Here is a 14850-nt window from a genome sequence, read left to right as displayed (position 1 = left end):
AAATTAATTTAAAATTCATTTTCAATCACCATACTCAAAATATCTTTTAAATCTATATTCATAGCGGCAACTTGTTGGGGTATAAAACTAGTTGCTGTCATTCCCGGAATAGTATTCGCTTCTAAAACGAAAATTTCATCTTTTCGAAGCATATAATCAACCCGAACAATCCCTTTGCACTTTAAAGCGTCATAAATTTCCGAAGATAAATTTTGTATTTGAAGTGTAAGCTCTTCTGAAATTCTCGCTGGCGTAATTTCATCAGCCATTGTGGGATCGTATTTGGCTTCGTAATCGAAGAATTCCTTTTTAGGCAATACCTCTGTTACTGGGAATACAAGGGATTCCTTTTTTGTCTTCACTAAACCACAGGTGAATTCCAATCCGTCTATAAATTCTTCGATGATAACTTCTTTTCCTTCACCAAAAGCTTTGGCAATGGCTTCATCCAGCTCATCAACTTTTTTAACTTTCGAAATGCCAAAACTAGAACCATCTGCATTTGGTTTCACAAAACAAGGCATGCCCAGATTTTCATTTATTGCTTGGGTCGAATAGTTTTGGTCTATTTTAAGAAGAATCGACTTGGCAACCTTAAAGCCCAACGATTTTAAATAGGAATTACAAGCATGCTTATTAAAACTAAGCGAACTGCTAAAAACATCGCAGGTTGAATGGGGAACAGCAAGTAATTTTAAATATCCCTGCAAAATTCCATTTTCACCGGGAGTTCCATGAATTCCAATATACGCGAAATCAAACTTTACCTTACCTTCTTCAGTGCTAAAACTAAAATCATTTTTATCGATCGGATAATATCGATCGTCGATTTTTACATTCCAATCTGTTCCTTTTAGTATTACTAAGTAAGGAGTGTATTTCTCAGCATCCAGACATGAGAAAATATGATTTGAAGTTTGCAGGGAGATTTCAAACTCAGCAGAATCTCCACCTGCAATTACAGCGATTGTTCTTTTCATTGGGTATCTATGGTTTTATTGTTCTTCTTCTTCCTCTATAGGTCTGTTAGAGGTGTAATCTCTCCATTTCTGGATTAAAGTGGCCATGTCATCAGGTATTTCCGAATCAAATGAGATATATTCTCCGGTTACGGGATGATTGAAGCCTAATGTTTTAGCATGTAAGGCTTGGCGCGGACAAATTTTAAAACAGTTCTGAACAAATTGTTTGTACTTGGTAAAGGTGGTTCCTTTTCTGATATCATCTCCTCCGTATTCAGCATCGTTGAATAGGGGATGACCAATACTTTTGAAGTGGGCACGGATTTGATGTGTTCTTCCGGTTTCTAAAATACATTCTACCAAATTTACATAGCCAAGTCTTTCCAAAACTCTGTAATGGGTTACAGCATGCTTTCCATGTTCACCATCAGGGAAAACATCCATAACTTTTCTGTTTTTAAGATTTCTTCCAACATGACCGGTTATTGTTCCTTCGTCGTTTTCAAGATTTCCCCAAACCAATGCTCTGTATTTACGGTCACTGGTTTTATTAAAAAACTGTAATCCCAGTTTGGTTTTAGCATCTTCGGTTTTGGCAATTACCAATATCCCGGATGTGTTTTTATCAATACGATGTACCAACCCCGGACGAGGATCTTTTGCATTAAATAAGGGAAGGTTTTGCAAATGAAAAGCCAAAGCATTAACCAATGTTCCCGAATAGTGCCCGTAGGAAGGATGTACAACCATTCCCGGTTCTTTATTAATGATTAAAAAAGCATCATCTTCATAAACAATATTTAAAGGAATATCCTGAGGAATAATTTCAATTTCTCTTGGCGGATAACTCAACACAACGGTGATTACATCCTTTGGTTTTACCTTGTAGTTACTCTTAACAGGTACACCGTTTACCAAAATGTTTCCATTGTCAGCAGCATCTTGAATTTTATTTCTCGATGAGTTTAACATTCGGTCAACTAAAAATTTGTCTATTCTAAGAGGATTTTGTCCAGGATCGGCCTCAAAACGAAAATGTTCGAATTGTTCCTGGTTTGCATCCAAATCTTCGTCAACATTGAAATTATCTAATGGTTCTTTTTCAGTCATTTTTTTCAGTTGTTTTAGTAAAGCAAGTTGCTTAAACTTAGTTGCAGCAGAGAATCAGCGCGTTGTAGTTTTACCGAATCCCGTGTTAGCCAGATATCAATTTTAGAACCAGGTTGAATCCTTTGATCATTATCAAAAGAAGGATATTGTTTCCAAACTTTGGATTGAATAGAATCAAAATGGTTGGTAATTGATTGATCGAATTGTATTCTTCCCAAATTCATATTGGATAGAATGATTTTTTCTTTTGCCTGAGATTTCGTTTTCCCAATTAAATTTGGAGCAATAGTTCCATTGTTATCCCCTTTTCCCAGAACTAAGTCTATGCTTGCGCCTTTATCAATCATACTGCCGGCAAATATTGTATCGCCGTTGTATTTTGGAAATAACACAAGGTTAAAAAATTGATTTTCGGCATATTCTAGTTTTCCAATCTGAAAACCATTGGTTATTAATAATTCATAGGCTTGCCGGAATGAATTATCGACCAAATTAGGGAAACGAACCTGTTCAGGTTTGTTGGCATTAATGGTTAAGAATAAACTTCTCTTTCTTTTTACAACCGCACCAGCTAAAGGTCTTTGGTCAAGAACCGTGCCCGGAGCAAATTTTGGGTTGTATATGGAATCGTAGATAGAGAAAACCAATTGTTCAGTTTCCAGTTTATTTCCGGCTTCTTCAATACTCATACCATATAAATCCGGAACTTCAAGTTCTTCTCCGTGATGGGTGTACCATCTTAAACTAATTAGAGTGATCCAAATTAGAACTATTGTAATTAATAAAGCGATTCCAATCTGTATTAGAAATAGCTTACTCTTAAAGAAATTTACTGATTTCATCCTCATTAGGGGCTTTAGTATTCTTTATAAACAACTACCTGCAAAAGAAAATATTGCTTGAATTACTTTTCTTTTGCTTTCTACAAAAATAGCAGAGATTTTTTAGATTATAGAAAAAAATGGAGCAAACCAGAACTAATTATTTGATTTGAGATTAATCCATAAAAAAAGAGCTCCCTCGGAACTCCATCTTCATCAATAATAGAATATTGTCTATTCTATAAAATACAAAAAAGTAAAGAATATAAAATCCTTTACTTTCTGTATATCGTCAACTTAATTTAAAAATTAAGCCTTGTGTTTGTGTTCACTAGAAACAGATAGTTTTTTTCTGCCTTTGGCTCTTCTACGAGATAATACAGCTCTACCGTTTACTGAAGCCATTCTCTCTCTGAATCCGTGCTTGTTTCTTCTCTTTCTATTTGAAGGTTGAAATGTTCTTTTCATCGCGAAAAATTTTTATCGAATAAAGTTATTATATGCGTTGATTTCGGATTGCAAAAATAGGGTTTTTTTTAATCTAACAAAAAGATCAGCCCTTTTATTTTCACTAAATATCAAGATGTACTACTTTTTTTGTCTCAAAGAACTCTTCCGAGAAATAATTTGAGCACTCGTAAACACTGATTCTACTTCCATATTCGGAGATTTCATCCTTAAAATCACCACCCTTTAAATAAATTATTCCATTGGGTAAACTATTTTGATCTTTCCCCTTACTATTTTTAAGAACCATGTTTACAAATTTTGGAAATGCCGTAACAGCTCTGCTTACAATAAAGTCAAATTTATTTTTAACCTGTTGTACGCGAATGTGTTCGGCCTTTACGTTGTTCAGCTTTAGAGCATTCGCAACTTCAGTTACAACTTTTATTTTTTTCCCGATCGAGTCGATTAAATAAAAACTGCATTCAGGAAATAAAATAGCCAGCGGAATTCCTGGAAAACCACCACCTGTTCCAACATCCATTATTTTTGTGCCGGGAGTAAATTGAATCACCTTGGCTATTGCTAAAGAATGTAAAACGTGATGTTCATAGAGTGAATCCATATCTTTTCTGGAAATAACATTAATTTGCTCATTCCAAAAAGTATATAATTCTTTTAATCTGAAGAATTTTTGTTCCTGTTCTTCAGTTAAATCGGGAAAGTATTTTTTGATGATTTCCATGCCAAATGTAAATTTAAACTTGGCAAATATAGACTAAATTTTGAAGATGCGAATGAAAAAGAAGTGCGGATTCTCTTTAGTTTTTTTTCTTATCAATCTTTATCTCAGTATCTTTTAGAGTGTTAAAAAGTAATTCCCGTGCTCTAAATAATTGTGCTTTTACAGTGCCAATAGGCAGATTTAATTCTTTCGCAATTTCCTCATAGGAAAATTCTTCAAAATAGCGCAGCTCTATTAACCTTCGGTAGCGTTCTTTTAAACGACCTACCTCGTTGCGCATTATTCGGGCTTTCTGATCCCTAATAAACTCTTGTTCCGGATTTAGTGTATTGGATTCCAGGGATATACTTCTCTCATTTTCAGAGTCATCTTTCCCATCAATAGAAATAGTATTGCCTTTCTTTTTTCGGAGAAAATCAATACAGTTATTGGACGCAATTTTAAACAGCCAGGTGCTGAATGCATATTTTGGAGAATACTGTTTGATGTTTCTAAATGCTTTCCCAAATGCTTCAAACGTTAAATCTTCTGCATCATTTTTGTTGTTCACCATTTTTAGCAACATGAAGAAGATCGCGTCTTTGTATCTTTTGAAAAGCTCCTCATATGCTTTTTGAGTACCATTAATAGCAGATAAAACAAGCCTGTAGTCGTATTGAGCTTTTTCCGAGAGGTTAGGATTTATTTCCATTGGTTGCTTTTACTGAGAATGAAATTTGTAGACAAAAAATATATTTTTGAAAATAACACAAAAATCTCATATAAGTACGAAGATAAAAATAAATTTTCTTCCTTCAAATGCCTGGTACTTATTTTAAATAAGGTTCCAATCAGTATTATTTTTGTTAAATATATAATTGCGACGAAAAAGTATAAGTGTGTAAAGAGTAACGCGTAAATACTGATACTATAAAAGATCATTTTGCTTATTGGTTCTAAGTCAGTAAGTAAACGAATTTTGAAGGGAAGGTATTTTCGGCATTTGTAATAATGCCTGTTGATTCTGATCCATTGGTCAAAAGCACAAATTGAAGACAGGTTAATTTTGGCTTCGGGTTGAAGACACACGGATGCTCCGGAAAGTTTAGCAAGTTGAAAAACCATTAGGTGATCATATCCGGCCTCAAAGTGGGAATGCTTTACAAAACCTTTGTTTGCAAAGAAATCGGATTTTTTGTATCCCAAATTATCACCATTTCCGGAATGAGCGTTTCCTGAAGAAGCAAAACCTGCACTTTTGATATTTTTTGAGAGTAAATCGAATTTCAGAAAATTATAAAAAAAGCCCTTTTTGTTCTCAAAATTAGCATAGCCTATGTGTACTCCTTTGTCCCATGAGTTTACGAATTCCTGCAGCCATTTGCTGCTTGAGGGTTTACTGTGGATATTGGTGAAAATTATTTTTTCATTCTTAGCGGCTTTAATCCCGATACTTAATGCCAGCTTTTTGTTGTGTTGAAATTTATCATCCAAAGGTATTTTTGTAGAGCGAAGATGAGGGTATCTTTTTTGAAACTCTTTAATTATTGTCTCGGTTTCATCTTCACTACCATCATTAACCAAAATTAACTCAAAGTCGGGATACTCCTGTTCCAGGAATAGTGAAAGGTTTTCTTGTAAATAACATCCCTCATTTTTCACGCATATAACAATAGAAACAGGTTCTGTTTTTATGTTGTGATTGGTTTTTTTCTCTTTTTTGAATAATTGGATGTAACGAAGTTGATATAACATCTGTACGCAAAAAGCAACCAAGAGAACAATGAGAATAGCCCATTGATTAAAAGAAGTCGGTAGAGTAATTATTGTTTCCAAATTTAGGCATGTTTTTGTGCCTCAAAAATAAGAGATTCTTATCGATAAAAAAATTTTGATATGCAGATTGATTTATGTTAGTAAAGACGACTTGTCTATGTATCTGATATTCTTGCTTTAGGAATCATCAGTTTACCTTCGGACAAGGTAAGTGATTCAGAAATAAGATTAATTAGTATCTTTGCTGCCTGATTTTTTTACGAATTGGTTGAGATACCTGATTGTAAGTAAATATAAATAGGTCATATGGATTTTAAATTACTGAATACAGATACTAAGTCTTCGGCGAGGACAGGGGAGTTAACTACGGATCATGGGAAAATTCAAACGCCCATTTTTATGCCGGTAGGAACACTTGGTTCTGTAAAAGGTGTACATCAGAGAGAGTTAAGAGATGATATTAATGCCGAAATAATTTTAGGTAATACCTATCATTTGTATTTGCGTCCTGGTTTGGATGTGTTGGAGAAGGCGGGTGGCTTGCATAAGTTTAATGGTTGGGATCGGCCTATTTTAACAGATAGTGGTGGATTTCAGGTGTTTTCTTTGGCTGAAAACAGGAAGTTATCAGAGGAAGGTGCAATGTTTCGTTCACACATTGATGGCTCGAAGCATTTCTTTACTCCCGAAAATGTGATGGATATCCAAAGAACCATTGGTGCTGATATTATTATGGCATTTGATGAATGTCCTCCCGGAACATCTACTTATGAGTATGCAAAAACTTCACTTGAGCTTACTCAAAGATGGTTAGAGCGTTGTGTGAAAAGATTTGATGAAACAGAATCAAAATATGGTTATTCGCAAACTTTATTTCCGATAATACAAGGTTGTGTTTACAACGATTTGCGGATTAAAGCAGCTGAACATGCAGCATCTCTAAATCGGGAAGGGTATGCAATTGGCGGTTTGGCAGTTGGTGAGCCGGTGGAAGATATGTATTCGATGATAGAGGTTGTTAATCAGATTCTGCCTAAAGATAAACCGAGATATTTGATGGGGGTTGGAACTCCTGTTAATATATTGGAAGCCATTTCGAGAGGTGTTGATATGTTTGATTGTGTAATGCCTACCAGAAATGGAAGAAATGGTATGATTTTCACAAGTGAAGGAATTATCAATATTAAAAACAAGAAATGGCATGATGATTTTTCACCAATAGATCCTAATGGAACATCATATGTGGATCAGGCCTATTCAAAAGCTTACGTTCGGCATTTGATTCATTCGGGGGAGTTGTTGGGTTCTCAAATTTGCAGTATTCACAATCTGGCTTTTTATTTATGGCTGGTACGCGAAGCAAGAGAGCATATTAATGCAGGAACTTTTGCATCATGGAAAGAAATCATGGTTAAGAAATTAGCTGCCCGTTTATAACTGTTAAAAAAGCTTACAATAGATTCAGCTCGATTGGTAATTGAAGAATAAGTTATACTTTTATTCCGAAATTTGTTATTCTGCAATTTTCGGGAAATAAGGAATTTAAAATTCAGGTTTTGAGAAAATTAGATTTATACATTATCCGAAAGTTTTTGGGAACTTTCTTTTTCGCTATTGTTCTGATAATAAGTATTTCGGTTATTTTCGATTTTTCGGAACATATCGATGAATACATCGATAAGGAAGCTCCTCTCAGGGCAATCATCTTCGATTATTATCTAAATTTCATTCCATATTTCGCCAATCTTTTTAGTGCGTTGTTTACTTTTATTGCAGTAATTTACTTTACCTCTAAAATGGCATATGACACTGAAATAATTGCCATTTTAAGCAGTGGGGTAAGCTTTCGCAGATTGATGTATCCTTACTTTATTTCAGCACTAATTATTGGAATATTTTCGTTTCTTCTAAGTAATTATATAATTCCTCCAGCCAATCAAAAAAGGCTGAATTTTACAGCGACCTATATCAGTAAGCAATTCAGAAATAACGAACGTAATATTCACAGACAAATAGAACCGGGTGTTTTTATTTACATGATTAATTACGAAACAGCCAGTAATACAGGATATAAGTTCGCGTTGGAGAAATTCGAAGGAAAGGAGCTGGTCTCTAAATTGACATCCAGATCGATTCGGTGGAATAAGGAGAAAAATAAATGGACTATAAATGATTATTTTATTCGAAGAATAGACGGGGATAAAGAGTCATTTGAAAATGGAAGGACGAAGGATACAACCTTTAACTTTGGACCGGAAGAGTTTGGCTCTAAAAAAAATATTGTTGAGGCAATGAATTTACCGCAATTGAACGCATACATTGAACAACAGTCCATGCGGGGTGACAGCAATATTGAAGCTTATAAGATTGAGAAATACAAGAGGATGGCGAATCCGTTTTCGACTTTTATTCTTACGCTTATTGGTGTATCACTTGCATCACGCAAAATTCGTGGAGGAATGGGTTTGCATTTAGGAATTGGACTACTGTTAAGTTTTTCATTTATACTTTTTATGCAGATATCTATTGTATTTGCAACAAACGGAAGTATGAATCCCATACTTGCTGTTTGGTTGCCTAATATTGTTTTTTCATTCATAGCGGTATATTTGTATCGAATCGCGCCAAAATAGAAAAAATCTAAATAGTTTTTTGTGAATTGATTTGATTATCAAGCTAAAGAGCTTATTTTATATGTGGCTAAATATGGGGTGGAGTTGAGTAGAGTTTTTTTCTACCCTAAAATTTAGTAATGTTGTATCTTGGAATTTCATGAACTGATGAAATTCAACATATATATGAAAGTATATATTTTCTAACTAAATGTACAAATTATGTCATTGAAACGAAACATTCTTGATCTTAGAAAGAGAAAAGAAAAAGTGCTTCAAGGTGGCGGGGAAAAAGCCATTCAGAAGCAAGTTGCGATGGGGAAATTGACTGCCAGAGAAAGAGTAACATCTATTTTAGATGAAGATTCTTTTCATGAATACGATATGTTTGTTGAGCACGAAGCTCGCGACTTTGGTATGGAAAAGAAAGAACTTCACGGTGATGGTGTTATTATTGGTACCGGTACTATTTATGGTGAGCCGGTGTGTATTTTCGCACAGGATTTTACCGTAGCCGGAGGTTCTCTGGGTCTGATGCATGCACGTAAAATTACGAAAATCATGGATCATGCATTAAAAATGCGTGTACCATTGATTGGTATTAATGATTCGGGGGGAGCCCGTATTCAGGAAGGTGTTAATTCGCTGGCAGGATATGGTGAAATCTTTTTCCGAAACACTCTTGCATCCGGAGTAATTCCTCAATTGTCAATTATTCTTGGTCCTTGTGCCGGAGGAGCTGTTTATTCTCCTGCACTTACCGATTTTGTGTTTGTGGTAGAGAACATTTCTAAAATGTTCATTACTGGTCCTGAGGTAATAAAAACAGTTTTGGGTGAGGAAATCACCATGGAAGAACTGGGTGGTGCTAAAGTTCATAGCGAAATCACTGGTAATGCTCATTTTTATGCTCTTAGCGAATACGAATGCTTCGAACAAATTAAGAAGCTGTTAACTTTCATTCCATGGAACAATACTAAAAAAGCTAAGGCATTTCCTCCTAAGCCACCAAGACCAGAATACAAAATTGAAGAAATTGTTCCTTCTGATCCTACTCAGCCATATGATATCCGAAACGTAATCAAATCTGTTGTTGATGATTCTGATTTCTTCGAAAGTATGGAGAATTTTGCACGAAACATTGTAGTTGGTTTCGGTAGAATGAATGGTGAAACAGTTGGTTTTGTTGCTAATCAGCCATTAGTGCTGGCAGGTGTATTGGATTGTGATTCTTCAGATAAAGCGGCACGTTTTATTCGTTACTGTAATGCTTTTAATATTCCAATTGTTACTCTAGAGGATATGCCGGGTTATTTACCAGGTGTAGATCAGGAGCATATGGGTGTTATTCGTCACGGAGCTAAGATTCTTTATGCGTACAGTGAAGCTACAGTACCTAAAATTACTGTAATCATCCGTAAAGCATACGGTGGAGGTTATATTGCAATGAACTCCCGCCATATGAAGGCTGATTTTATGTTTGCATGGCCAAATGCTGAAATTGCTGTTATGGGACCTGATGGAGCAGCTAACATTATCTTTAAAAAGGAGATTATGGCAGCTGCAGATCCTGAAGCTATGAGAAAAGAAAAAGTAGCTGAATACAGAGAGAAGTTTGCTAATCCTTATGTTGCAGCAGCCAAAGGTTATATCGATACAGTTATTGAACCACAGGAAACACGTAACATGTTGTTGCATTCAATTGAGGTTTCAAGCAATAAAGTTGATAGCAGACCTGCGAAAAAACACGGTATTCCTCCATTCTAAAAAGTATTCGATATGGGAAATTTAAAAGAATTCAACGTTGATGGTACTGTTTATACAACAGAACTAACCAAAAAGTTTGAGAATAGAAAGCCTTGGATTAGACCTAATCCGAAGCATATTAATTCATTCATTCCAGGTACAATTGTTGAGATTTTAGTTAAAGAAGGGCAGGAAGTTAAAGAAGGTGAAAACCTGATGATTCTTGAAGCTATGAAGATGAAGAATCAGATTAAAATGCCTTTTGATGGTAAAATTGCCAAGGTTTATGTAACTGAAGGAGAAAAGGTTCCCAACAGATTATTAATGGTGGAAATTGAGTAATCTTTCTGAATTGAAATAAAAATGAGCCTGTTCGTTATGAATAGGCTCATTCTGTTTTAAGGTTTTTACAGTCTGCTTTTCCAGCAAAAATATTCACTCCAGATTTCAGGGCACATGGGTTCAACTTTAAAAATTCCGAATAATGAAGATCCACTGCCCGACATTGAAGCATAAACTGCGCCCATGTTGTATAAATCATTTTTAATGTTTTCTAATTTGGGGTGATTTGGGAATATGCTGTTTTCAAAGTCATTAAAAATTAAGTTTTTCCAATTTTGGATGGGTTCAGTTATAAGTTCTTTTAATGATTTGTTGGGTTGAGAAGGTGTAACGCTCGAATAAGCTTCGGGTGTGCTGATGTGGATATTCGGTTTTACCAGAAGTATATGATATCCGGAAAGATCAATAAGTATCTCTGAGAAAACATCTCCTTTCCCTTCCGCGAAAACAGGTTTGTTGGCAATAAAAAAAGGACAGTCGCTGCCAAGTTGTCCTGCCAGATTTTTCATTTCATCAAATGAAAGTTCTAGTTTATATTTCTCATTTAGCATCTTAATCATGAAGGCGGCATCCGATGATCCTCCTCCTAATCCTGCACCAAATGGAATATTTTTGTGCAGATGAATATTGGTTGAAGGGATATTGTATTTCCTGTAAAGCAAGTCAAATGCTTTGCAGACAATGTTATCCTTATCGTCTATTTTTATTGGAATGCCTGATGAACTGAAGTTGTAGATTGTTTCCTTGTTCGAATCTGCAATTTCCAAACCATCTGTAAGAGGAATGGGGTAAAATATAGTTTCTATGTTGTGAAATCCGTCAGATCTTTTTTCAACTATATTTAATCCGAGATTGATTTTAGCATTTGGGAAGCGAAGCACAAGTAATAAGTTTTATGATTGAATGGTAAAAATACTTGATTTATAAGAGCAAAAAAAATCAATTTGTAGTATTTTTATTTTCTATCTTTGACACTGCATTCTATATTTTTTTTAGAACTTTTTTTGAGCTTGAAAAAATGCTTAGTGTGCTGATTTTAAAGGAAAAGTAAACTGTTAGAATTTAATATTTTATGGCTGGGGCAAATAAATATAACAATCAACCGAAGAATAAAGTAGATCTTGATTATGGGAAAGTTCCTCCGCAGGCATTAGAGCTTGAGGAAGCTGTTCTGGGAGCATTAATGCTTGAAAAAGATGCGATGATTTCGGTTGGGGATATTCTAAATGCTGATTCCTTTTACAAGGATGCTCACCAAAAAATATACAAAGCTATACTGTCGCTTTCAATTAACGAGGAACCTGTTGATATACTAACGGTTACTGAAGAGTTAAAGCGACATGGGAATTTGGATGCTGTGGGTGGGCCTTTTTACATTACCCAACTTACAAATAGGGTTGCATCTGCTGCTCACATCGAATTTCATGCGCGAATTATTGCTCAAAAGTTTATTCAGCGCGAATTAATTCGGGTTTCATCTGAAATTCAGACTCAGGCTTTTGATGAGAGTGTTGATGTTGCTGATTTGCTGGATAGGGCACAGCAAGATGTTTTTGAGATTGCAGAAGGAAATATCAAAAAAGAATCCTCGCATATTCGTCCATTGGCTGATGAGGTAATCAACCAAATTGTGGAAGCAGGGAAACGAACCGATGGTTTAAGTGGTGTTCCTTCCGGCTTTACTGCATTGGATCGAATTACATCCGGATGGCAAAAATCCGATTTAGTGATTATTGCGGCTCGGCCATCAATGGGAAAAACAGCATTTGTTTTGTCGATGGCTCGGAATATGGCGGTTGACCACAAAGCACCAATAGCTATTTTCTCACTCGAGATGGGTGGTGATCAGTTGGTGAAACGTTTAATATCAAGCGAAACAGAATTAGGTTCTGAAAAGTTGAGAAACGGGCGTTTGGAAGATTTTGAATGGGAACAGTTACATGTTAAAATTAAAGATCTGGTTGAAGCTCCAATATATGTGGATGACACACCTGGTTTGTCAATTTATGAGCTGCGATCTAAATGTCGTCGTTTAAAGGCGAAACATGATATTAGTTGTATTGTGATTGACTATTTGCAGTTGATGACAGCTGGTTCGGATATGCGTGGCAACCGAGAGCAGGAGGTGAGTTTAATATCACGGCAATTAAAGATCATCGCAAAGGAATTAAACGTTCCGGTAATTGCTCTTTCTCAGTTGAATCGTGGTGTTGAACAAAGAACAGGGGATGCAAAAAAACCAATGCTTTCCGATTTGCGTGAATCCGGTGCGATTGAGCAGGATGCCGATATGGTGTTGTTTATTCACCGTCCGGAAAGATATGGCATAACTGAGGATGCTGAAGGAAATTCATTAATTGGTATTGCCGATATTATTATTGCAAAACACCGTAATGGTGCTGTCGGAGAAATACAGCTTCGTTTCCGAAATCAGTTGGCCCGATTTACCGATTTGGAAGGTGAATCATTAAACCCATTCGCCACACCGGGTTTGGAGGATGTGAAAACATTCAGTTCCAGCATGAATCAGGAATCTTCCGGTTTTGATGATTTTAGTGCAGGATTTGGCGGTGGCAGTGATTTTGATGATGCTGCACCATTTTAATGACCTTATGAAACGTCTTCTCAAATAGAATTTGTTATTTTGTTTTTATGATAGAAGATAGATTGTTCCCGAAAATATTTTTTCGAAAAATAGTTATTTTACTGTTTTTCGCCTTATCTGCATATACATCCTTTTCTGCAAGTTTATTAATTCAGATGGATGATACTCAGAAGAATCATCTTAAAGCCTATGGTATTGCTTTTTGGACTCTGGAAAAGGATTATCAGATTCATTGGCTGTTGAATTATCGCGGAGGATCTTTTTTGCTTCCTTTCCAGAAAGAAATTCAGGATGAGTGTCAGATTCGAGGTGTCAGTTTTTCTGTTCTCAGCGATGTTTCTGCTCAGCAAATATTGACAGAAATATCAAGCGATGAGTTGAATATGGATGCCGTTAAACTGGAAAAATCACCTTTGATTGCAGTCTATTCACCAAAAGGGAAGAAGCCTTGGGACGATGCAGTAACCCTGGCACTTAGCTACGCCGAAATTCCTTACGATATTATTTATGATGATGAGGTGATGACCGGGAAGTTGTCGAAATATGATTGGCTGCATTTGCATCATGAAGATTTTACAGGGCAGTTTGGTAAATTTTATACCTCATACCGAAATATGAAATGGTATAAAGATGAGGTGCAGTCCAATATGGAGATGGCTAACCGATATGGTTTCCCGAAAGTTTCCGATTTAAAAAAAGCAATATCTGTTAAAATAAGAAATTTTGTTGAGGCTGGTGGATTTTTATTTGCAATGTGTTCTGCCACTGATACTTTTGATATAGCACTGGCCTCGGGAGAACATGATATTTGTGATGCTGTGTTCGATGGAGATCCTATTGAGCCGGATGTTCAGTCTCAACTGGATTTTTCAAAGACATTTGCCTTTCAGAATTTTACGCTTGAAAAAAATCCTAATGTATATGAGTTTTCGGATATTGATGTGACTTTAACAAGAAAGCTAAGGCAGGATGAAGATTATTTTTCTTTGTTTGAGTTTTCTGCAAAATGGGATCCGGTACCAACCATGTTGTGTCAAAATCACAAAAATTTGATAAAAGGTTTTATGGGACAAACCACTGCTTTTAAGTTGGAGTTGATAAAACCTAGTGTACTTATTATGGGAGAGAATAAAGCTGCTGGCGAGGCGCGGTACATTCATGGAAATTTTGGGAAGGGAACCTGGACTTTTTATGGGGGGCACGATCCTGAAGATTACCAGCACTTGGTTGGAGATCCGCCTACTGACCTTAATTTGAAAAAGAATTCGGCTGGTTATCGCCTAATACTGAATAATGTTTTGTTTCCGGCAGCAAAGAAGAAAAAGAGAAAAACCTAGGGAGAGTCGAAAAGTCTGAAAAGTTGAAAGGTCAAAAATTTGGGATCTTCTTTTTCCTGACCAAATCGAGTGGGTTCAGATAGAGTATAAAAAGAAAAGGCTGCGTCCCCTAAACGCAGCCTTCGTATTTCAACATCGGTTATATACCAGTTTCAATATATTATTAACCATTTGTAATCTATTAACCTTAGTAACTTCACTAACCCTTTAAAAGTATTTATGAATGTCACAGTACAAACCGATGTTGGCAACAAAACTTGTTTGCATATCAAGTTTTGCTGATTACCTCTGCAAATATAAATGATATTTGCTTACTATTGATCTGCTAATTGGTCTTTTTTATTGTGAATTGTTGAATAACATTAAAA

At 35.7% G+C, this 14850-nt stretch carries 14 protein-coding genes; 6 read left to right on the top strand and 8 right to left on the bottom strand.

Features of this window, described 5'->3' with window-relative positions; translation table 11 throughout:
• Positions 1 to 8 precede the first annotated feature (8 nt).
• The 7 genes from GQR60_RS12545 to GQR60_RS12515 all read right to left on the bottom strand — a co-directional run bounded on the left by GQR60_RS12545 (position 9) and on the right by GQR60_RS12515 (position 5900).
• Positions 9 to 980 carry a D-alanine--D-alanine ligase gene (locus GQR60_RS12545; protein WP_124993252.1) on the bottom strand — a complete coding sequence of 324 codons (972 nt, stop codon included), beginning with the start codon at positions 978 to 980 and terminating at the stop codon, positions 9 to 11.
• 15 nt (positions 981 to 995) lie between these two features.
• Positions 996 to 2072 (bottom strand): RluA family pseudouridine synthase, encoded by a 1077-nt coding sequence (locus GQR60_RS12540; RefSeq protein ID WP_124993250.1) that lies wholly within the window; start codon positions 2070 to 2072, stop codon positions 996 to 998.
• Positions 2073 to 2086: 14 nt separating this feature from the next.
• Complete coding sequence (locus GQR60_RS12535) at positions 2087 to 2914, bottom strand: PASTA domain-containing protein (RefSeq protein ID WP_160463474.1); 828 nt, start codon at positions 2912 to 2914, stop codon at positions 2087 to 2089.
• 288 nt (positions 2915 to 3202) lie between these two features.
• Positions 3203 to 3361 (bottom strand): 50S ribosomal protein L34, encoded by a 159-nt coding sequence (rpmH, locus tag GQR60_RS12530; RefSeq protein WP_124993247.1) that lies wholly within the window; start codon positions 3359 to 3361, stop codon positions 3203 to 3205.
• Positions 3362 to 3464: 103 nt separating this feature from the next.
• Entirely contained in the window at positions 3465 to 4085 is a 621-nt protein-coding gene (rsmG, locus tag GQR60_RS12525; protein WP_124993245.1) for a 16S rRNA (guanine(527)-N(7))-methyltransferase RsmG, read from the bottom strand.
• Between the two features lie 76 nt (positions 4086 to 4161).
• Positions 4162 to 4776 (bottom strand): RNA polymerase sigma factor, encoded by a 615-nt coding sequence (locus tag GQR60_RS12520; protein WP_124993244.1) that lies wholly within the window; start codon positions 4774 to 4776, stop codon positions 4162 to 4164.
• A complete protein-coding gene (locus GQR60_RS12515) occupies positions 4767 to 5900 on the bottom strand; it encodes a glycosyltransferase (RefSeq protein ID WP_124993243.1) in 1134 nt (377 codons plus the stop codon). Before GQR60_RS12515 ends, GQR60_RS12520 begins: the two co-directional genes overlap by 10 nt.
• Positions 5901 to 6146: 246 nt before the next feature.
• On the opposite strand from GQR60_RS12515, the gene tgt reads away from it, so the two are divergent.
• The 4 genes from tgt to GQR60_RS12495 all read left to right on the top strand — a co-directional run bounded on the left by tgt (position 6147) and on the right by GQR60_RS12495 (position 10540).
• A complete protein-coding gene (gene tgt, locus GQR60_RS12510) occupies positions 6147 to 7277 on the top strand; it encodes a tRNA guanosine(34) transglycosylase Tgt (protein ID WP_124993242.1) in 1131 nt (376 codons plus the stop codon).
• A 119-nt stretch (positions 7278 to 7396) separates the two neighbouring features.
• On the top strand, positions 7397 to 8473 hold the full coding sequence (locus GQR60_RS12505; RefSeq protein ID WP_124993241.1) for an LptF/LptG family permease: 1077 nt from the start codon (positions 7397 to 7399) through the stop codon (positions 8471 to 8473).
• Positions 8474 to 8674: 201 nt separating this feature from the next.
• Entirely contained in the window at positions 8675 to 10219 is a 1545-nt protein-coding gene (locus GQR60_RS12500; RefSeq protein WP_101311116.1) for an acyl-CoA carboxylase subunit beta, read from the top strand.
• A 12-nt stretch (positions 10220 to 10231) separates the two neighbouring features.
• On the top strand, positions 10232 to 10540 hold the full coding sequence (locus GQR60_RS12495) for a biotin/lipoyl-containing protein (RefSeq protein WP_124993240.1): 309 nt from the start codon (positions 10232 to 10234) through the stop codon (positions 10538 to 10540).
• A 65-nt stretch (positions 10541 to 10605) separates the two neighbouring features.
• On the opposite strand, the gene ispE is transcribed toward GQR60_RS12495, so the two are convergent.
• On the bottom strand, positions 10606 to 11421 hold the full coding sequence (gene ispE / locus GQR60_RS12490) for a 4-(cytidine 5'-diphospho)-2-C-methyl-D-erythritol kinase (RefSeq protein ID WP_124993239.1): 816 nt from the start codon (positions 11419 to 11421) through the stop codon (positions 10606 to 10608).
• A 191-nt stretch (positions 11422 to 11612) separates the two neighbouring features.
• On the opposite strand from ispE, the gene dnaB reads away from it, so the two are divergent.
• Both dnaB and GQR60_RS12480 read left to right on the top strand, forming a co-directional pair.
• Positions 11613 to 13145 carry a replicative DNA helicase gene (dnaB, locus tag GQR60_RS12485; RefSeq protein ID WP_124993238.1) on the top strand — a complete coding sequence of 511 codons (1533 nt, stop codon included), beginning with the start codon at positions 11613 to 11615 and terminating at the stop codon, positions 13143 to 13145.
• A gap of 47 nt (positions 13146 to 13192) precedes the next feature.
• Positions 13193 to 14482, top strand: coding sequence for a hypothetical protein (locus GQR60_RS12480; RefSeq protein ID WP_225441411.1), 1290 nt, complete (start codon positions 13193 to 13195; stop codon positions 14480 to 14482).
• Positions 14483 to 14850: the final 368 nt, after the last annotated feature.

Source organism: Labilibaculum euxinicum (genome assembly GCF_009795715.1).
Lineage (GTDB): Bacteria > Bacteroidota > Bacteroidia > Bacteroidales > Marinifilaceae > Labilibaculum > Labilibaculum euxinus.
Note: the sequence above shows the minus strand (reverse complement) of the source record. Positions and strands in the feature narration are given on the sequence as shown.